This window comes from Stenotrophomonas sp. SbOxS2 (assembly GCF_013416715.1).
GTDB classification, from domain to species: domain Bacteria; phylum Pseudomonadota; class Gammaproteobacteria; order Xanthomonadales; family Xanthomonadaceae; genus Stenotrophomonas; species Stenotrophomonas lactitubi.
In genome coordinates, this window is record NZ_JAAVXD010000002.1 from 307,234 (window position 1) to 326,234 (window position 19,001).

Genomic DNA, 19,001 nt, shown 5'->3' on the forward strand with positions numbered 1-19,001 from the left:
CGCACCGCACTGCCGAGACGATCATGAGCCGCAAGCACGCCTTCCAGTTCCTCGACCTGCCCCGGACCATGCCGCAGCGCATCCCGGTTGAGCTGCGCACCTCCGGCGACTGGGGTGAGCTGTACGGAAAGTTCGGCAAGGAAGACGCGCAGTACCAGGCCGGACGTTGCCTGGACTGCGGCAACCCGTACTGCAGCTGGAAGTGCCCGGTGCACAACGCCATTCCGCAATGGCTGCAGCTGGTGCAGGAAAACCGCATCCACGAAGCGGCCACGCTGTGCCACAGCACCAACCCGTTGCCGGAAGTGTGCGGCCGGGTGTGCCCGCAGGATCGCCTGTGCGAAGGCAGCTGCACGCTGGAGGAGTTTGGCGCAGTCACCATCGGCGCGGTGGAGAAGTACATCGTCGACACGGCACTGGCCACCGGCTGGCGGCCGGATATGACCGCGGTGCAGCCCACCGGCCACACGGTGGCCGTGATCGGTGCCGGCCCCGCAGGCCTGGCCTGTGCCGACCGCCTGGCGCATGCCGGCATCACCGCGGTGGTCTACGACCGCTACGAGCAGGTCGGTGGCCTGCTGCAGTTCGGCATCCCCAGCTTCAAGCTGGACAAGGACGTGATCCGCCGCCGCCGCGACGTGCTCGAAGGCATGGGCGTGCAGTTCCGCCTCGGTGTGGAGATCGGCCGCGACATCAGCCTGCAGCAGTTGCTGGACAGCCATGATGCGGTATTCGTCGGTACCGGCGCCTACCGCTACACCGATGGTGGCCTCGACGGCCAGGACCTGAAGGGCGTGCTGCCGGCACTGCCGTTCCTGGTGCAGAACAGCCGCATCGTCGGCGGCGATGATCCGCAGGGCCGGCCGATCGCCGGCTGGGAAGACCAGATCGCCCTGCCCGACCTCAATGGGAAGCGCGTGGTGGTCCTCGGCGGTGGCGACACCGGCATGGACTGCGTCCGCAGTGCGGTGCGACTGGGTGCCGCCAAGGTCACCTGCGCCTACCGCCGCGACGAAGCCAACATGCCGGGCAGCGCGCGCGAAGTGGCCAATGCACGCGAGGAAGGCGTGCGCTTCCTGTTCAACCGCCAGCCGCTGTCGATCGAAGCCGGCGCCGATGACGAGGTGATCGGGGTGACGGTCATCGAGACGCGTCTGGGCGAACCCGATGCCAACGGCCGCCAGAACGCGGTGCAGATCGAGGGCAGCGAGTCGCTGCTGGAAGCGGACGTGGTGATCATCGCGTTCGGCTTCTCGCCCAGCGTGCCGTCGTGGCTGGCCGAGCACGGCGTGGAAGGCCAGGCCAATGGCCGCATCCTTGCTGGTGGCAAGGGCAAGCTGCCCTTCCAGACTGCCCATCCGCGCCTGTTCGCCGGTGGCGACGCGGTGCGTGGTGCCGACCTGGTGGTGACCGCGGTGGCCGAAGGTCGCGACGCCGCCGCCAGCATCGTCCGGCTACTGGCGCACTGACAGACCGGCCAGCGGTGTCAGCACCGCGGCGAGCGTGGCGTGCAGTGCGTCGCGCTCGACCGGCTTGGCGATGAAACGATCGATGCCAGCGTCGAGGCAGGCCTGACGGGTACTGTCGAGCACGCTGGCGGTCAACGCGATGATCGGCACCTGCGCCGCGTCGGCCCGTGGATCGGCGCGGATCGCGCGGGCCAGCGCAAAGCCGTCCATGCCCGGCATGTGGCAATCGGTGATGACCAGCGCGAACGGTTGCGTCTGCCACGCCTGCCAGGCCTGCTCGCCACTGGCGGTGGCGTGCACCTGCAGGCCCAGCTCCCGCAGGCGCTGGACCAGCAGCTGCAGATTGGTGGGATGGTCTTCGGCAACCAGTACCCGCACCGGCGGCAACGCTGGCAGGCCAGCCGCATCATCACGATGCTCCACCGACGGCGCCTCACAGGCCGGCAGGTACAGGTCCAGCCACACCGTGGTGCCCGCGCCCGGCGTGCTGCACAGGTGCAGTTGCCCGCCCATCGACGCCGCAAGGTCCCGGCAGATCGCCAGGCCCAGGCCGCTGCCGCCGAAGCGCCGGGTGGTGGAGGCATCGGCCTGGGTAAACGCTGCGAACACCGCCCGCTGGCGCTCGCGGCTGATGCCCACGCCGGTGTCGGTCACCTGCAGCCGCAGCTGCTGGCCATGCTCACGCTGCTGCAGCACCCGCACCTGCAGGTCCACCCCGCCCTGCAGGGTGAATTTCAGCGCATTGCCCGCCAGGTTGAACAGGATCTGGCGCAGGCGCAGCGCATCGGCCAACGACCCACGCTGCAGCGCGGGATCCACCTCGCAGCGCAGATGCAGACCTTTGCTTGCCGCCACCGGAGCCAGCAGGCGCTGCACCGCCCGCAGCAGTCCGGCCAGATCGGTGGGCAGGCACTGCGGTGACCGTGGCCCCGACTGCAGGCGTTGGCTGTGCAGCACGTCATCGAGGATCTGTCGCAGCATCTGCGCGGCATCATCGATGGTCGCCAGTACCTGGCGCTGGCGCGCATCCAGTGCGCCGCTGCCCAGGCACTCCAGCATCCCCAGCAGCGTGCTCATCGGCGTGCGGATCTCGTGGCTCATGGTGGCCAGGAAATGGGTCTTCGCGGCGGCATCCTGCTCCGCGTCACGCCGGGCATCGTTCAACGCCTGCGTACGTGCGCGCGCCTCGGTGACATCCATCCAGTATCCGCTCCATTCCACGCCGCTGTCGCTGCAGGCAATCGGTCGCCCGTGCGAACGTACCCAGCGCCAGCCGTTGGGGCCGCGCGTGCGGAAAGTGATGTCGATGGGCCCGCGCACCAGTGCGGCGGCGTCGACGCAGGCCAGCACCGAGCGGCGGTCCTGCGGATGGACTGCGGCCAGCAGACTGCCATGGTCGACCCGCGCGGTATCCACGCTGATCCCGAACAGCGCGTGCACGTCGCCGGCAATATGGGGAACGCTGTACTCGCCGGTGCTGCTGCGCCGCGCCCGGTACACCACCGCCGGCAGGTTGGCGGTGACGTCCTGCAGGCGCTGTTCCAGGGCCTGCCTGCGCAGGCCTTCGCGGTGCAGCCGCCAGTAGCCGAACGCATACACCAGGCCCATCGTCAGCAGCACCAGCAGCACAGCGATCGACCCGCGCAGGGGCGACACCGGCGCGTGGCCGCGACGAGGGGACGTCACGATCCAGCGTGCCCGCAATGCCTCGCGCTGCTCCTGTGTCATGCCTGCCTGCAGCTGGTTGAAGCGGGCCACCAGATGCGCGCACGCCGGCAGTGCGGCCAATACCAGTGCATCGCTGAAGCCGGCCGGCGCTGCCACGTCCAGCGCGTCGCCCGGCTGATTGCGCAGCGTGGCTTCCACGTCCACCAGGTTGCCCACCACCGCATCGACCTGGCCGCTGCTCAGCAGCCGCAGTGCCGTGTCCAATGTCGCCACCTGCAGCAGCGGCACGGCCGCACCCGACTCCTCCAGCATCCGGGCAAGTGGCACGATGTCGGGGCTGGCCACGCCGCGGCCGTGCAGTCCGTCGAGGCCGATGATCGGCAGCGCGTCGGGGCGTCGCACGATCACCTGCGGCACCTGCAGGTAGGGCACGCTGGCCATCCAGCCTTTCGGCTTCTGCGCACGCGGCCAGCCAAGCACGGCCTGGGTCCCGGCAGGCAGCGCGCCGGCGGCCAGCGCCGTCGCCGCGACCGGTGTGGCGCGCAGCGTGGGGTACTGCTCCTGCAGCAGCGCCAGGTAGGCGGCCACCAGGCCCTGTGGCGTGTCGTCCAGACTGGATGACAACGGTGCGCGGTCAGCGGGGTAGGCAAGCAGGATGGGGCCTTCGCACTGTCCGGCCCAGGCCTGTGCTGACAACAGCGACAGGGCGACGATGCGGGCCAACGGGCCAGCGACATTCACGGTGGACATCCTCATGTCGCAGGCAGGGGCATGGCCGCATCGCGGTACGACCTCCCGTCACGCTAGCGACGCGCTTCCCAGCAACAATGAGGAAATTTGTAAAACCCTCCGAAACCGTCAATAGCGACATACACTGCCGCTTCTACCGATCCCGGAGCTTTCGATGCGCATCGGCCTGGCCGCCAACCGTCTCCATCACAACGACGCGCGCGCGGCACTGTTCCGCTGGCTGCGCGCCAGCGAACCCGGGCTGCGCGAACTGGGCGTGACGCTGTGTGCGGTCGGACGTACCCACGATGCGATCCAGCGCAACGGTTTCCTTGCCGGTTACGACGGCCTGCAGCGCTATCCGTACGGTCGCGAAGGCGGGTTGATGAAGCTGGTGGCCGAAGTGGTGGGCATGGGCGCCGAGCGTACGCTGGACGGTGCGGTCTATCTGATGGATCCGGTGGATCCTTCCTCGGTGTTCCCCGAGGCGACCGCGCTCAAGCGCCAGTGCGTGATCCACGGCAAGCCGTTCATTTCCACCGTGGCCACCGCCCGCGACTGGATCGAGGTGGAGCGCGTCCATGCTGGCCTGGCCGCCGATGCCGGCGCCGACGACCTGCATGCGTTCGAAGGGCAGACGCTGGCGTTGATCGCGCACGATGCGATGAAGCCGGCGATGCTGGCGTTCGCCGACGAACACTTCGACGTACTGGCGCGCTTCGGCGAACGCGTAGCCACCGGCACCACCGGCCAGCGCTTGAATGAGCTGGCCTGGAGCCGCGGCTGGCCCGCGGATACGGCGTGGGTGACGCGTTACCAGAGCGGCCCGATGGGCGGCGATGCGCAGATTGCCGACCGTGTGCTGGAAGGTCGTTGCCAGCGCGCGATCTTCTTCGAGGATCCGCATGTGGCGCGCCAGCATGAAGCGGACATCCAGCTGCTGGAGCGGGCGGTGACCACGGTGACCGATCAGGCGGTGTGCATCACTGCTCCGCGGGTGGCGGCGCGATGGGCGGAGGCGGCGGCATTGCGCGTGGGTCGATGAGGTTTTCGGCCAACGGCTGAGCCCCTCGTGGTGGGGGCGTAGAGCTGGATTGCCAGGGTTTGGCCGGGCGAGGTGGATTGCGCAGGGGTCGCTGCAAGTACGTCCATGTAAGCTCGGTCGCCGCATCCATGCGGCTCACGCCCCTGCGCAATCCACCCCGCCCGGCCACGGACAGTTTCCGTGCTCACCACGGAAGAGAAAAAGAAGAGCAGGAGCCAAGCGGGTCGCGCGCTGCGCGCGCTTTTGTAGTGCCGAAGGTAGCGGCAGGAGCCGCTGCCAACGTCGCTTGCGACGGCCCGGAGGGTGCCGGTCAGGACGACCGGCATAGCCATGCTCGGCTGCTCTTGGTCGCGGTGGCTGAACATCCGCGCCGCGCGCGATAGCCGAGCATGGCTCGGCTCTACAAAATCACAGCGCTACAGCAGTTGCCGGAGCATGGCCTTGAGGCGTCGCCCTTCCAGCTGGAAATAGTCGCGCTGCGCGCGCCAGTCGGGGAAGCGTTGTTCCACTTCGTGCCAGAACGCCGGCGAGTGGTTGGCCTGGATCAGGTGGCAGAGTTCGTGCACCAGCACGTACTCGAACGCGGCGGGGCTGCCCAGTACCAGTGCCAGATCCAACGCCATGCTGCCGTCGGGGGCCAGCGAGCCCCATTGCGAGGACATCACCTTCAAGCGCAGGCGGCTGGGCGCGCGCGGCAGGCCGGGCAGGTACTTCGGCAGCCAGCGGCCGACATCGGCGCGGGTCTGTGCTTCGTAGAACTCGCGCAGCAGGCGGCGCAGGGTCGCGTCGCCGCCACGGCTCGGCCATTGCACGCAGGCGCCGTGTTCGTCGATTTCCAGTCGTGCGTAGCGGCCTTCCTGCCAGCGCAGCGGCAACAGTTCGCCGCGCAGCGGCAGCACACCGTCGACACCTGGCTGCAACGCGGCGGGCAGTCCATGCCCCTGGTAAAGGCGCAGCTGCAGGCCCAGCCAGTCACGATGCTGTTCGAGGAAGCGCTCGCCCATCACCAGGCTGGCGCGCGGTGGCAATGTCAGTCGTGCACCGCGCTCATCGACGCTGAGCTTGATCCGGCGCGCGCGCGGATCGCGCACGCGCAGTACCTCGATCTCGACATCCTCCAGCCGCAGGCGAACGGTGTCGCGCTGTACGGTGGCGGGAGGGACCGGCGAGATCAGGCGGCGCAGCAGACGGCTCATGGTCCCAGCATAGCGCCGTGCGGGGCCGCCGGATGACCGGCGGCCGACGGCCTGCCTGTTCAGTCAGCCTTGCTGAGCTTGAAGGCTTCTTCAAGCAGCAGGAACAGGCGACGGATCTCCGCGCTCTGCAGGGCGAAGCGGGCGTCGAACTCGGCACGGCGGCCGTCTTCGTCCGCGTGCTCCAGCTGGTCCAGCGCGCCGTCCAGGAACTTCAGCTTGCGCACGATCAGGTCGTCGCCCAGCACGAAGGACAGGTTGTCCTCGAACACCAGGGCCAGCTTGGTCACCTGCTTGCCGGCGTCCAGGTGCTTGTCGATCTCGTCGCAGCGCAGTTCCTGGTGCTGGCACTTGACCACCGCGCCGCCCTCCACCGGATCCTTCATCTCGCACTCTTCGCCCAGGCTGAAGCCGGTGGGCAGGGGCTCGCCGGCGATCCAGCCGGTCAGGATCGAACGCGGCGCGACTTCGGCGTTCAGCGGCATTGCCGGGAAGCTGCCGAGCAGGCCACGGATATCGGACATGAAGTATTCGCCGGTCTTGCGGCTGGAGGTATCCACCACCACGTAGCCGTGCAGCTGGTCGATGAAGGCGTCGTTGCGCGAGGACTTCACGAAGGCGCGCGGCAGCAGTTCATGCAGCAGGTCGTCCTTCATGCGCTTGCGCTCGCGGCCACCGGGGCGGCGGCCTTCCTTCTCTTCGATCTCTTCCAGCTTGCGCTCGAGCAGGTCGTTGACCACCGCGCCGGGCAGGATCTTGTCCTCGCCACCGACGGTCAGCCACAGGTGTTCGGCAATGCGGTGCGAGAGGGCTTCCTTCTCTTCGCGGCCGAACGGCGAGATGAAACCACGCGAGTTCATTTCCAGCGCGCCGACCGGCTTGAGCAGGGCGTGCGGCAGCAGGGTATCGACTTCGGAAAAATCAGTGGAGGTCGGGAAGCGGAAGAACGTCAGGTTGCGAAAGAACATGGAATTCCGGTGTCTGAAGAAGAAGGGCGCCCGACCTTAAACGGCAGGCGTCTCGGGAACTGCGTCGGCCAGCCAGGCATCGGCATGCGCCGCATCACCACGGCGGCCCAGGGCCATGAAATCGAACAGGGCCGCATCGGCCAGCTGCGCAGGTCGCACGTCGGCCATCGCACGTGCGATCTGTTCGATGCGCCCGGGATGATCCTGGTCCCACTGCTTGAGCATCAGGCCGACCTGCCGACGCTGCAGGTTTTCCTGGCTGCCGCACAGGGTGCAGGGAATGATCGGGAAGCGGCGGGCCTGCGCGTACTGCGCGATGTCGTGCTCGCGCACGTACGCCAGCGGGCGGATCACCACGTGCTGTCCATCGTCGCTGAGCAGCTTCGGTGGCATGGCGGCCAGCTTGGCATGGTGGAACAGGTTCAGGAAGAACGTAGCCACCACGTCATCGCAATGATGACCCAGGGCGATCTTGCTGAAGCCATGCACCTTGGCGTGGTTGTACAGCGCGCCACGGCGCAGGCGCGAGCACAGCGAACACATCGTCCGGCCTTCCGGGATGACCCGGCTGACCACCGAATACGTGTCCTGCTCGATGATCTGGTACGGCACGCCCAGCCCGGCCAGGTACTCCGGCAGGACGTGCTCGGGGAAACCGGGCTGTTTCTGGTCCAGGTTCACCGCTACCAGCTCGAACGGCACCGGCGCCTTTTTCTGCAGCTGCAGCAGCAGGTCCAGCAGGGTGTAGCTGTCCTTGCCGCCGGACAGGCAGACCATGACCTTGTCGCCCGCTTCGATCATGCCGAAGTCGGCGATGGCCTGGCCGACCTGGCGGCGCAGGTGCTTGCCCAGCTTATCCGCCCGGTGCCCGGCCACGCGCGGATCGCGCGAAGCGCGCTGCGGGGGATCGGGCAGGGAGATCACGGCGGACATGGCTCCATTCTACCGGCTTGCGGCAGCCTGGACCCGGGGTCGGGATTCCCCTCTCCCGGCAGTCATCGTCGCTGTGTATGCTCGGAGACCGTGGACACCTACAACCCCGCCGAAATCGTCGAACGCCTCGTCGCCCTGCGTGCCGAGCACCGGTCGCTGGATGAACAGATCGCGCGCATGGCCGCCAACGGCGAAGATGAGCTGGAGTTCAAACGCCTGAAGCGGCGCAAGCTGCAGTTGAAGGACTGCATCACCAAGCTGGAAAGCCTGCAGATTCCGGACGAGCCGGCGTAACGGTGGCCCATCCACGCATGGCGTGGATCTACTGCAGCCCCACGTCCGCCCCGAAGTCCGGTAGCGACCCGCAAACCTATGGATCCACGCCATGCCGGGATGTCCCAGTAGATCCACGCCATGCGTGGATGCGGCCTGCTTCAACGCGGCAGCACCAGCTCCGCATTCCAGGCCGCCTCGCCGTCCACGGTCAGATCGCAGTGGCGCAGGTTGCCGGCACCGGTGCAGCGCAGCCACAGCGGATGGCCGTACCAGTCACCGCCAAGACCCTGCCGAGCGGCGGGTTCATCACCGCTGATACGCACCTCGCCAGCCAGCCACAGACGGTAGTGCGCCGGTTGCCCGGTCTTTGCCTCGATACACAGGCGCACCGGCGCATCGGCCAGTCGCCCCGGCAGGGTATCGTCCACACAGGCCTCTGCAGCCTGCACTGAAGCAACCGCGAGGCCTGCGGCCGCGATCAACGCGGCCAGGCCCGACAGGCGCCGCAGGTTCAATCCTGCGGTGCCGGTTCGTCCGGGCGCGCTGCTTCCGGGCTGACCCGTTCGATGGTGTGGCGCAGTTCGCGGCCGAGGATGAACTTGGCATCCTTGGCCCAGGCGTCCAGGCGCTCGTCGAACAGCAGCTTGCTGTTCTCGTCCGGCCACACCAGGCGCAGCTCGCGCAGCTTCTGGATGAAGCCGCGGAACAGCGACTTGTCGAAGAATTCCGGCGCGGCCGGCGCATAGAGCAGGCTCAGGCGCTGCGCGGCCTGCTGGCACAGGCTTTCCAGTTCGGCGGCGCCGAGCGTGCCCGGGCCGTTCTTCACCAGCACCGAAATGGCGATGTAATAGCGCTCGAACGCCTGCTGCAGCGAATGGCCGATCGCACGCAGGCGGAACACTTCGTCGGTCTGCCCGGTGTTGCGCGCAAGGATGCCGCCGTCGTCTTCGTTGACGTTCTGCAGCAGGCCCTCACGCACGAACACGTCGATGGTCTGGTCGATGCGCTGGGCGAACTCGTCCTCGGTCCAGGGCAGGAACAGTTCGGCCTGCAGGAACGGGTACACCGTGCGGCCCAGCTGGACCAGGCCGGTGCGGCTCATGCGGCGGTTGTTCTGGAAGCAGCAGGCCACCCACGACGACGCGGTGAACAGGTGCACCACGTTGTTGCGGAAGTAGCTCAGCAGCACCGCGGTATCGCCGCTGACGCTGAGCACGTCGCCCAGCGGGTGCTTGATGCGGGTAAGGACGTTGATCTCTTCGGCGTGGGCGATGATCCGCTCCGGCGAATGCGGGGTCACCGTCACCCGGCCCGAATACGGCATCTCCACCAGCAGGGTCTTGCACAGCTCGATCTGCGCGATCAGGTCGGCCTCGCCCATCGCATGCTTGGGCGTGGACAGCAGGGCCAGCGCCAGCAGGTTGATCGGATTGACGTCGGCCGCGCCGTTGATGCGCACCTGGATGCGCTCGGCCAGGGTGTCGACGGTGGTCGACAGCCACGAGGGCTTCTCGTCCTCGGACACCGCCTCGCCACCCCACTCCGGGGCCTTCTCGGCCAATACATCGTTCAGCGCGATCGGTTCGCCGAAGTTCACCACCACCTGGCCGTAGTTCTGCTTGAGCACCTTGGGGATGCCCCACAGCAGCTGCCAGATCGATTCCTTTTCCTTCGGCCGCCCCGACAGTTCATCCAGGTAGCTGCCGCCCTCCATCAGCTTCTCGTAGCCGATGTAGATGGGCTGGAACAGCACCGGCTTGCGCGGCTGGCGCAGGAACGCGCGCAGGGTCATCGAGATCATGCCGCCCTTGGGCTGCAGCAGGCGACCGGTACGCGAGCGCCCGCCCTCGACGAAGTACTCGATGGAGTAGCCGCCTGCGACCAGCTGCGCGACGTATTCGCTGAGCACCGCCGAGTACAGCGCGTTGCCACGGATCGAACGGCGGATGAAGAACGCACCGCCCTTGCGCAGCAGGGTGCCGACCACCGGCAGGTTCAGGTTGATGCCGGCCACGATGTGCGGCGGCACGATACCGCGGTCGTACAGCAGGTAGGACAGCAGCAGGTAGTCCATGTGGCTGCGGTGGCTGGGCACGTAGACCACTTCGTGGCCCGGTGCAGCAGCCTTGAACTTGTCCAGGTGGTGCACCAGCACGCCGGCGTAGATGCGGTTCCACACGTGGCTGAGCATGAAGCTTGCCGAGCGCACCACCGGGCTGGAATAGTCCGCGGCGATTTCCCAGGCGTAGGCGTGCGCCTTCTTCCAGGCATCACTGGTTTTGCTGTTGTCGCGCTTGGCCTGGGAGGCGATCGCTTCGCGCACCGTCTCGGCGGCCAGCACCTGGTCCACCAGCAGGCGCCGGGTCGACAGGTCAGGACCAATCACCGACTCGCGGATGCGGCGGAAATGGGTACGCAGCACGCGCTGCAGCTTGCGCACCGTACGCTCGGGCTCCAGGCCCTCGTCGATGGTCGAGCGCAGCGAGATCGGCGGTGCGAAGCGGACGATGGTGTTGCGGCCGTTCAGCAGCAGGCCGAGCAGGCGGCGGAAACGGCCGACCAGCGCCCAGTTTTCCGAGAACAGCACGGCGAACCAGCCGCTCTGCTTGTCCGGGGCGCGGCCGACGAAGATCGATACCGGCACCAGGTGCACATCCAGGTCGTCGCGCACGCGATGGGCCTGCAGGACCTTGGCCAGCGAATCGGAATGGGTCTTGGCGCCGCGCTGCTCGGGAATCAGCGAGTTGCTGGAGCTGCGGCGCGACAGGGCCAGGTAGGCGCGCTTGCGGCCAGTGGGGTCACCGGCCAGCGGCACCAGCGGCGACGGCAGGCCGGCCTGGCGGCAGGCCTTGTCCAGGATCAGCGCGTTGGACAGGCCGTAGTCTTCCAGCACGTACATGACCGGGCGGCCATCGTTGTACTGGCCCGGGTCTTCCGGCTCGATCTTCAGCGACAGCCAGGGCTCCACCAGGCGCCCGAGCAGGCGCGCCCACAGCGGGCGGCGGCCGGCAGGACGCGCGTGCACGGGCGTCGCCGCTGGCGGCGTGCCGGCGTCGGTCGAGGGGGACGCCGGCGCCGTGTCGGCGGGCGTCGGCTGGGATTCTTCGCCGGGGAACGGCAGCGGGTTCTGTTTCGACATCGACGTCATTATGGCTTAGCCGATGGCGTTGCCGCTTCCCCATCGGTTGCGGGGGCGGGTACAGGCTCTGGCGCGGCGGCGGCGCGGGCGGCATCGGCCTGGCGCAACAGGGCGTCGGTATCGGCCAGGGTGCGGGTCAGGTACCAATGGCCCTCGCGCCGGCTCAGCGGCACCTGCACGGTCATCGCGCGGCCGGCAAGCTCGTACTGCAGGCGTACCAGGGCGTTGTCGCCCTCCACCGACAGCAGCTCACCACGCACGCTGCGCAGCGCCTCGTCCACGCCCAGGCCATAGCTGGCCAGCACGGCCTTGACGGTGTGGATGAACGGCGCCAGCTGCTGCAGGCTGCCTTCCATGCCCGCGGCCTGAAGGCCGGCATCGTCCTGGAAACCGACCTTGGCGGCGGCACCGACGAGGGCCGCGATGCTGCTGCGGGCCCTGGCGCGGTCGCTGATGGGCGCGTCCTGGGCCCAGGCCGCCAGGGTCTGCACCAGCTGGATGTAATGCGCCTGCTGGCCAGGCGTGTAGCCCTTCTGGTGCCGCAGGTACTGCACGCCGAAGTTGCCCATCGACTGCGCGGCCTGGCGTACGGCGCGGGCCTGTCCGGCCAGCTGGCGGTCGAAACTGCGCTGCAGCTGCGCGCTGGCGCCGGGCTCACGCAGCGCCGCCAGCATCGGCAGCAACTGGTCGCCGAGCGGCAGCCCCGTCAGCGGCCACTGGCTGTGGCCATCGGCCCAGGCCTGCTGCAGGCGCTGATACTGGCTGGACGGCACCGACAGTTTTGCGTAGCCGATCAGATCGTCCTCGGCCAGCCGTTGCGCCATCGCCTGTACCGCGGCGACAGGCTCGGCCGGCGCGGCGGCCGGATCGCTGCCGGATTCACGACACGCGGCGATGGCCAGCAGCAGCATGGCCACCAGCCCCCATCCCCGCGCAGACCTTCCTCGCACTACAACGCTCATGCAATCGGACTCCCCGGACCGGTCCGCATCTTGCGGCCTGCGACGTGACAGCGGCAAGCCGGGGCGTCACGGTTTCCGCCATGGCCTGCGCTGCGTGGTGGATTCACGACATGCGCCGACGGGTCCTGCCCGCACCGGACGGACAAAAAAAAGAGCCCGGATCACAGGGATCGCAGACTCTTCAAACCGGCGCAAGGCCGGTGGACAGTGTTGTGGCGCATGTCCGGCCCGAAGACCGGATGGCGGCGATCCTACGCTGCCCGCAAAGTTAACGCAACACATGACAAAACATCATTCAACCCATTGATTTTATTGAATCAATCGCGTTGCCAGACCGCTTCTATGAAATCTACGGCATGTTTTTCGGCGATTCGGGCATAAACGCCGGGGTAGCCGGCCAGCGCGCAGCCTTCGCCCCAGCTGACGACACCGAACTGGGTCCAGCCCTCGCGCAGGCGCAGCAGCAGCGGACCGCCGGAATCACCCTGGCAGCTGTCGACCCCCTCGCGGCCGGCGCAGATGACCTTGCCGCGTGCCAGCTCGCCCGCATACGCCTGCTGGCATTTGGCGAAGGGCACGAACGGGGTCTGCACCGTCTGCAGCTGGGTGGGATAGACCCGCCCGTCAGTGATATCGGTGTCGCCCCAGCCGATCACCGTGAACTCCCGGCCCGGTTTGAGATAGCTGGCATCGGGTCGCAACCGCAGCGCCACCGGCTGCGCATCGGCCAACGGCGCACTCAGGTGGATCAGGGCGACGTCATGCTCCAGCAAATTGCCGCTGTTGAACGCCGGATGGACATGGATGGCCTTGACGTTGGATGCGCGTGCCGATGGCTCGGTGGACAACGCGGTGACGCCGCCCAGCACGGCCAGATCACCGGGACGATCACCCTCCACGCAGTGCGAGGCCGTCAGCACCCATGAGGGGGAAATCAGTGTGGCACCACACCAGTGGCGACCATGGTCACTGTCGCCGTACGACAGGCGCTGGATGCTGACCATGAACGGGTAGTCACCGGGCCTGGCGGCCTCGCCGCCGATGATGCGCGGCGCTTCGCGGGGCTGGGGTGCCGCCGCAGCGGGAAAGGTGATTGCGGCGGCCAACAGGCTGCCGAACAGCAAAGAGGTGCTGCGATACATATCCGTGTATTCCTCTATCGATGGTTGGAACCGGCACGGCCGCGGTCCGTGCTGGTGCATCGATTGATAGAGGTCGCTCCACCCGCGCAGCGCGATGTGGCGCACAGTTTCCCGGGCTGGGGTCGGGTGCGTCAGGGCAACAGACACAAATGCGAACGCCACCCCGCATTCGGCGGGATGGCGTTCGTGGTGCCGGCGTGACCGCCGTCGGAGCGGGGCTCAGCGCGCGGCCAGAGCCGTCGCGATTTCCTGCTGGATCGCCCGTGCTGCGGCCTGCGGATCAGATGCCAGGCGGATCGGACGGCCGACCACGATGGCATCGGCGCCATCGGCAAAGGCCTGCGCCACGCCCACGGTGCGCTTCTGGTCATCGCCGACCGGGCCACCGGGGCGGATGCCCGGGCAGACGATCGAGAAACCGGCCCCGGTCGCGGCACGGATCGGACCCGCTTCCTGGCCGGAGGCGATCACGCCGTCGATGCCAGCGGCCTGTGCGGCCAGCGCGCGTTCGACCACGACTTCCACCGGCTCGCGGTCGATGCCCATCTGCGCCAGGTCCGGGCGGCCCATCGAGGTCAGCACGGTCACTGCCAGCAGGCGCATGTCGCCGCTGTTGGCGGCCGCACAGGCCTCCATCATCGCCGGGTGCCAGCCGTGGATGGTGGCGTAGCTGACCGGCCACTGCGCCAGGCGCTTGATCACCGCGGCGGCGGTGGCCGGGATATCGAAGAACTTCAGATCGACGAACACCCGCTTGTCGCGACGTGCCAGTTCGTCCAGCACCTGGAAGTACTCGCCGGAGGCGAGCAGTTCCATGCCGATCTTGTAGAACGCCACGCTGTCGCCAAGGCGGTCGACCCACTCCAGCGCCTGCACGCGGTCAGGCACGTCCAGCGCGAAGATCAGACGCTCGTCGTCGCGCAGCGGCAGCGGGGCGCGGCTCACGGCGCGTAGTCCAGGGCGGCACGCTTGGCGTCATGGCGGGCCTGGCGCGGCTGCGAGTAATCGTTGTTGAACTGCGCCGGCTCGAAGCCGCCGTAGGTCGGGTTCGGCAGCATCCACCAGCGCTCGCCGAACCAGTCGTGGTACTGCTGCAGCAGCGCGTCGCGGCCGTCATTGGTGTTGGCGGTCACTTCCACGAAGTCACCCAGCTGGTCGCCGAACTGCATCAGCACGCGGTACTTCTGGCCGGCCAGGCGGCGGCGGCAGTTCTTCTCGCTGCCGGCCTGCTCGCAGCCTTCAACCACGGTGCCCAGACCGAGGAACACACTGTCATCGGCCACCGGCAGGCCCTGCTCGCGCAGGTTGGCCAGGGTCGCGTCCTTCAGGTGCACGGCGCGGTTGGAAATGTACAGCAGGGTCACGCCCTTGGCGTTGGCCGCCTTGGCGAAATCGACCACGCCGGGAATGGCCTTGGCCTTCTTTTCGGCAACCCACTGGTCCCAGCTGAGTTCGTCGTACTCCTTGCCGTCACGCACCAGACGCGCCTGGTAGGGCGAGTTGTCCAGCACGGTCTCATCCACGTCCAGCACCACGGCCGGCTTCAGGCCCTTGGCCTCGTTGCCGCGCTCTTCCGGCACCAGCGCATCCCAGTGGGCTTCCTTCAGCGCGACGTCCAGGTGGTCGGCGGCGGCACGGTAGGTCTGCTCGGTGATCGCCTTGTATTCCTGCGCGCGCTGCATCCACAGCACGGCGTTGAGGTTGTCGTTGGCAGTCGCGTCAAGGGCGCCGTCGGCCTTGGCGGCCGCGGCCGGCGCTTGCGGGGTGGCGGCTTCGGCAGGCGCTTCCACGCGCTTGCAGGCGGACAGGCCCAGCGCCGCAGTGGCGAGCAGGGTCAGGGACAAGGAAACGGGACGACGCATGGATTCACCGGCAATCAGATACACCGGCCCATTTTACCGGCAAAGGCGCCGCCGGGACGGCTATGCTTGGTGGTTGACCTGTTGTCTTCCGGAAGCCGCCATGACCGATCCTGCCCAGACCCCCGACGTTCCGCTGCTGGATGCCGTACAGGCCCGCCTGCTGGGCTGCCTGGTGGAGAAGGAAGCCACCACCCCGGACACCTACCCACTGACGGTCAACGCCGCGCAATCGGCCGCCAACCAGAAGACCGCCCGCGAGCCGGTGATGAACGTGAGCGCCGGCAGCGTGGAGCATGCGCTGCGCCAGCTGGAGACCCTGGGCCTGGCCCGCCAGCACTTCTCCTCGCGCGCCGACCGCTACGAGCACCGCCTGCAGAGCGCGCTGGACCTGACCCGGCAGCAGACCGTGCTGCTGGCCCTGCTGCTGCTGCGGGGGCCGCAGACGCTTGGCGAACTGGTTACCCGTGCCGAGCGCCTGCACCGCTTCGCCGATGCCGACGAAGCCCGCCACGCCATCGAGCGCCTGCAACAGCGTGCCCTGCTGGTGGTGCTGCCGCGCGCCAGCGGCCAGCGCGAAGACCGCTACATGCACCTGCTGTGCGGTGAAGTGGACGGCGCGGCGTTGGCAGCGAAGTACGCCAGCAGTGGCGGCGGTGCCGAGTCGGCCGACCCCGGCCTGGCTGAGCGCGTGGCCCAGCTGGAAGCGGCCGTGGCCGAGTTGCAGGCACAGCTGGCGGAGCTGCGCGGCGGCTGAGGCGGTGGGTGCCGACCGTTGTTCGGCACGGTGGCACTCTGTCGTGCCGACCAACGGTCGGCACCCACCACGATCAAACCTCGGCCGCGCCGAGCGTGGCGTATAGGCGGCTGGGGCTGTCGATACCCGGCAGCTGGATGACCCCGCGCTCGTGCATGCCCAGACCCAGCAGCACCTTCGCCGAGACGTCGTTGTCCAGATCGGTGATGCCATACAGATCCTGCAGGCCCAGCACCGTGCGCGCGTGATTGAACACCGCCCGCGCCGCCTCGCTGGCATAGCCCTGCCCGGCGAATTCCGACAGCACCGCGTAGCCGATATCCGGCGCCGGCAACCCCTCACGGCGCACCAGCCCGGCGTTGCCCAGCCACGCGCCATCGGACAGCCGCTCGATCGCATACATGCCGAAGCCATTCAACGCATAGCTGTGCAGCACCCGCAGGGCGATGTACTCGCGCGCCTGTTCCTCATCGCGCACGTTGCGATCACCGATGAACCGCACGAAGCCCGGATCATTGAGCAGGGCCAGCATCGGTGCCGCATCACGGTCCGGTTCAATGGCCCGCAGCCGCAGGCGCTCGCTTTCAATCGGGTGCACGGACAAACCTCCAGACGGAAGCCCCGATTGTGCCTCAGCCCCCGGCTGTTGATTTTGATTTTCTTTGCATTGCCGTGACAGGACGCGCCCGGAATCTGTCAGAGGCCGGTCGGGGTGGGTTCGCGGGGGTATCCGCGCCATGGATGGCGCGGCTAAGCCCCCAGGGACGGGTTCACGGCGTCCCCCGCGGACCCACCCCGACCGGCCACACCGCGGAGCCAGCGCGCGCTCCACCACGGAGGGGCGGCGCCGTTGGAGCGCCTTAGTCGAACAACGCCTCGATCGCCGCCAACCCCGCCGTCGCCCGCTCCTTCTTCCGCGCCGCATCCGCCACCGGATCCGCGCCATCGCGCTGGATCTCCTCGGCCGGAATCTCCTCGAAGAAACGGCTCGGCTTCAACCGCACGTGCTCGCCGAACTTGCGGGTCAGCTTGCTGTAGCTCATCCACAGCTGGATCTTGGCGCGGGTGATGCCCACGTACAGCAGGCGCCGCTCTTCCTGCAGATTGCCCTCGTCCAGGCTGACCTGGTGTGGCAGCACGCCATCCTCGCAGCCGACGATGAACACGTACGGGAATTCAAGGCCCTTGGAGGCGTGCATGGTCATCATCCGTACCTGGTTGCCGCCCTCGTCCTTGTCGCTGCGCGACAACAGCGCCAGCTGGCCGGCCAGATCGGCAGCGGTGGCGCCACGCGGGCCACCCTCGAACCACTGCGCCAGCTCTTCGATGTTATTGGCGCGACGCTGGTAGCTGGCTTCTTCCTTGGCCTGCTGGCGCAGCTCGCTGAGCAGGCCCGATTCCTTGGCGACCTTGCGGATCATGTCGCCGGAGCTGATCTGCCGCGTCTGCGCGCGCAGGTCACGCAGGATGTCGGTGAAGCGCGCCAGGCTGTTGGCCGCGCGCGGTGGCAGCTGCTGCAGCGCGCCGATCGCTTCGGCGGCCTGCGCCATCGGCATGTCCTTTTCCGAGGCCAGTTCGGCCAGCTTGGCCAGGGTGCCCGCACCGACCTCGCGCTTGGGCGACTGCACCGCACGCAGGAACGCGGTGTCATCGTCCGGGTTGACCAGCAGCCGCAGCCAGGCCAGCGTGTCCTTCACTTCCTGGCGCTCCAGGAACATCGTGCCGCCGGTCAGGTGGTAGGGGATACGCAGCAGCTGCATCGCCTTTTCCAGCGGACGCGACTGGAAATTGCCACGGAACAGGATGCAGAAATCGCTCCACGGCACGTTGCGCGTCTGCGCCACGAACGCAATCTCGGCGGCGACTTTCTCGGCCTCGTGTTCGCTGTTGCGGCACTCCCACACGCGGATGCGCTCGCCATCGGCCTGGTCGCTCCACAGCTTCTTCAGGTGTTCGTGCGGATTGTTGGCGATCAGCGCATTGGCCGCGCGCAGGACGCGGTTGGAACACCGGTAGTTCTGCTCCAGCTTGATGATTTCCAGGGCCGGGTAATCGCGCCCCATCTGCTGCAGGTTTTCCGGGTTGGCGCCACGCCAGGCGTAGATCGACTGGTCGTCATCGCCCACGCAGGTGAAGTTGCCCTTGTCACCGGCCAGCTGCTTGAGCAGGCGGTACTGGGCATCGTTGGTGTCCTGGCATTCGTCGACCAGCAGATAGCCGATGCGCTCGCGCCAGGCCAGCGCGATGTCCGGGTTCTCTTCCAGGATCTGCACCGGCAGCCGGATCAGGTCGTCGAAGTCCACTGCGTTGAACGCGCTCAGGCGCAGCTGGTAACGCTCGTAGATGCCGGCCGCTTCCTTTTCACGGTTGCTGCGCGCAGCGGCCATCGCCTGCTCCGGCGACAGGCCGGCGTTCTTGGCGCGAGACACCAGGTTCTTCATGTCCTCGATGTCGTCCGGCTTGGCGCCGTACATCAGGTCCTTGATCTGCGCGGCCGCGTCATCGGCATCGAAGATCGAGAAACCGCGCTTGAGCCCGACCGCGGCATGCTCGATCTGCAGGAACTTCAGGCCCAGCGCATGGAAGGTGCAGATGGTCACTTCATCGGCATCCTGCTCGCGCAGGCGTTTGGCCACGCGCTCGCGCATTTCCTTGGCCGACTTGTTGGTGAAGGTGATCGCGGCGATGCGCTTGGCCGGGTAGCGGCCACAGCCGATCAGGTGGGCGATCTTCTCCACGATCACGCGCGTCTTGCCACTGCCGGCGCCGGCGAGCACCAGCAGCGGTCCTTCGATGTGGAGGACGGCGGCAGCTTGGGGGGGATTGAGACCGTGCATTGGGGTTGGATTGTAGCGGGCGTT

Annotated in this window: 16 protein-coding genes; 4 read left to right on the top strand and 12 right to left on the bottom strand. The window is 67.8% G+C overall.

What is annotated here, in order from left to right:
- Window positions 1-23: 23 nt before the first annotated feature.
- Window positions 24-1,469, top strand: a complete 1,446-nt coding sequence (locus tag HFK18_RS04540) for an FAD-dependent oxidoreductase (protein ID WP_180164675.1) — start codon at window positions 24-26, stop codon at window positions 1,467-1,469.
- On the opposite strand, the gene HFK18_RS04545 is transcribed toward HFK18_RS04540, so the two are convergent.
- On the bottom strand, window positions 1,455-3,887 hold the full coding sequence (locus tag HFK18_RS04545; RefSeq protein ID WP_257216072.1) for a response regulator: 2,433 nt from the start codon (window positions 3,885-3,887) through the stop codon (window positions 1,455-1,457). The two genes, HFK18_RS04540 and HFK18_RS04545, sit on opposite strands and share 15 nt — an antisense overlap.
- Before the next feature lie 154 nt (window positions 3,888-4,041).
- Between HFK18_RS04545 and HFK18_RS04550 the strand changes: the two genes are divergently transcribed.
- On the top strand, window positions 4,042-4,911 hold the full coding sequence (locus HFK18_RS04550; protein ID WP_180164679.1) for a methylglyoxal synthase: 870 nt from the start codon (window positions 4,042-4,044) through the stop codon (window positions 4,909-4,911).
- A 416-nt stretch (window positions 4,912-5,327) separates the two neighbouring features.
- On the opposite strand, the gene HFK18_RS04555 is transcribed toward HFK18_RS04550, so the two are convergent.
- From HFK18_RS04555 to ttcA, 3 genes are read right to left on the bottom strand one after another with little or no spacing between them, the layout of a single operon-like run.
- Window positions 5,328-6,107: a SprT family zinc-dependent metalloprotease gene (locus HFK18_RS04555; protein WP_180164681.1), complete on the bottom strand. Its 780-nt coding sequence runs from the start codon at window positions 6,105-6,107 to the stop codon at window positions 5,328-5,330.
- A gap of 59 nt (window positions 6,108-6,166) precedes the next feature.
- The gene (locus HFK18_RS04560) at window positions 6,167-7,072 is read right to left on the bottom strand and encodes a recombination-associated protein RdgC (protein WP_089241793.1); all 906 of its coding nucleotides are present in this window, start codon (window positions 7,070-7,072) and stop codon (window positions 6,167-6,169) included.
- 36 nt (window positions 7,073-7,108) lie between these two features.
- Entirely contained in the window at window positions 7,109-8,005 is an 897-nt protein-coding gene (gene ttcA, locus HFK18_RS04565; RefSeq protein WP_099819473.1) for a tRNA 2-thiocytidine(32) synthetase TtcA, read from the bottom strand.
- Between the two features lie 90 nt (window positions 8,006-8,095).
- Between ttcA and HFK18_RS21765 the strand changes: the two genes are divergently transcribed.
- Window positions 8,096-8,299, top strand: a complete 204-nt coding sequence (locus HFK18_RS21765; RefSeq protein ID WP_093820272.1) for a DUF465 domain-containing protein — start codon at window positions 8,096-8,098, stop codon at window positions 8,297-8,299.
- 140 nt (window positions 8,300-8,439) lie between these two features.
- Here HFK18_RS21765 and HFK18_RS04575 read toward each other — a convergent pair whose 3' ends face one another.
- The 6 genes from HFK18_RS04575 to HFK18_RS04600 form a co-directional block, all read right to left on the bottom strand.
- Window positions 8,440-8,796 (bottom strand): hypothetical protein, encoded by a 357-nt coding sequence (locus tag HFK18_RS04575; protein ID WP_180164683.1) that lies wholly within the window; start codon window positions 8,794-8,796, stop codon window positions 8,440-8,442.
- Window positions 8,793-11,429, bottom strand: a complete 2,637-nt coding sequence (gene plsB, locus HFK18_RS04580) for a glycerol-3-phosphate 1-O-acyltransferase PlsB (protein WP_099819471.1) — start codon at window positions 11,427-11,429, stop codon at window positions 8,793-8,795. The genes HFK18_RS04575 and plsB overlap by 4 nt, the downstream gene beginning before the upstream one ends.
- Window positions 11,429-12,382: a hypothetical protein gene (locus HFK18_RS04585; protein WP_180164686.1), complete on the bottom strand. Its 954-nt coding sequence runs from the start codon at window positions 12,380-12,382 to the stop codon at window positions 11,429-11,431. Before HFK18_RS04585 ends, plsB begins: the two co-directional genes overlap by 1 nt.
- Before the next feature lie 317 nt (window positions 12,383-12,699).
- Window positions 12,700-13,524: a serine protease gene (locus tag HFK18_RS04590; protein ID WP_180164688.1), complete on the bottom strand. Its 825-nt coding sequence runs from the start codon at window positions 13,522-13,524 to the stop codon at window positions 12,700-12,702.
- Between the two features lie 219 nt (window positions 13,525-13,743).
- Window positions 13,744-14,469: an orotidine-5'-phosphate decarboxylase gene (gene pyrF / locus HFK18_RS04595; RefSeq protein WP_100461750.1), complete on the bottom strand. Its 726-nt coding sequence runs from the start codon at window positions 14,467-14,469 to the stop codon at window positions 13,744-13,746.
- Window positions 14,466-15,386, bottom strand: coding sequence for a 5'-nucleotidase, lipoprotein e(P4) family (locus HFK18_RS04600; protein ID WP_100461749.1), 921 nt, complete (start codon window positions 15,384-15,386; stop codon window positions 14,466-14,468). Before HFK18_RS04600 ends, pyrF begins: the two co-directional genes overlap by 4 nt.
- Before the next feature lie 100 nt (window positions 15,387-15,486).
- Between HFK18_RS04600 and HFK18_RS04605 the strand changes: the two genes are divergently transcribed.
- Entirely contained in the window at window positions 15,487-16,140 is a 654-nt protein-coding gene (locus tag HFK18_RS04605) for a DUF480 domain-containing protein (protein WP_100554314.1), read from the top strand.
- A 73-nt stretch (window positions 16,141-16,213) separates the two neighbouring features.
- Here HFK18_RS04605 and HFK18_RS04610 read toward each other — a convergent pair whose 3' ends face one another.
- A complete protein-coding gene (locus HFK18_RS04610; protein ID WP_180164690.1) occupies window positions 16,214-16,738 on the bottom strand; it encodes a GNAT family N-acetyltransferase in 525 nt (174 codons plus the stop codon).
- A 262-nt stretch (window positions 16,739-17,000) separates the two neighbouring features.
- On the bottom strand, window positions 17,001-18,977 hold the full coding sequence (locus HFK18_RS04615) for a UvrD-helicase domain-containing protein (protein ID WP_033832666.1): 1,977 nt from the start codon (window positions 18,975-18,977) through the stop codon (window positions 17,001-17,003).
- Window positions 18,978-19,001 lie beyond the last annotated feature (24 nt).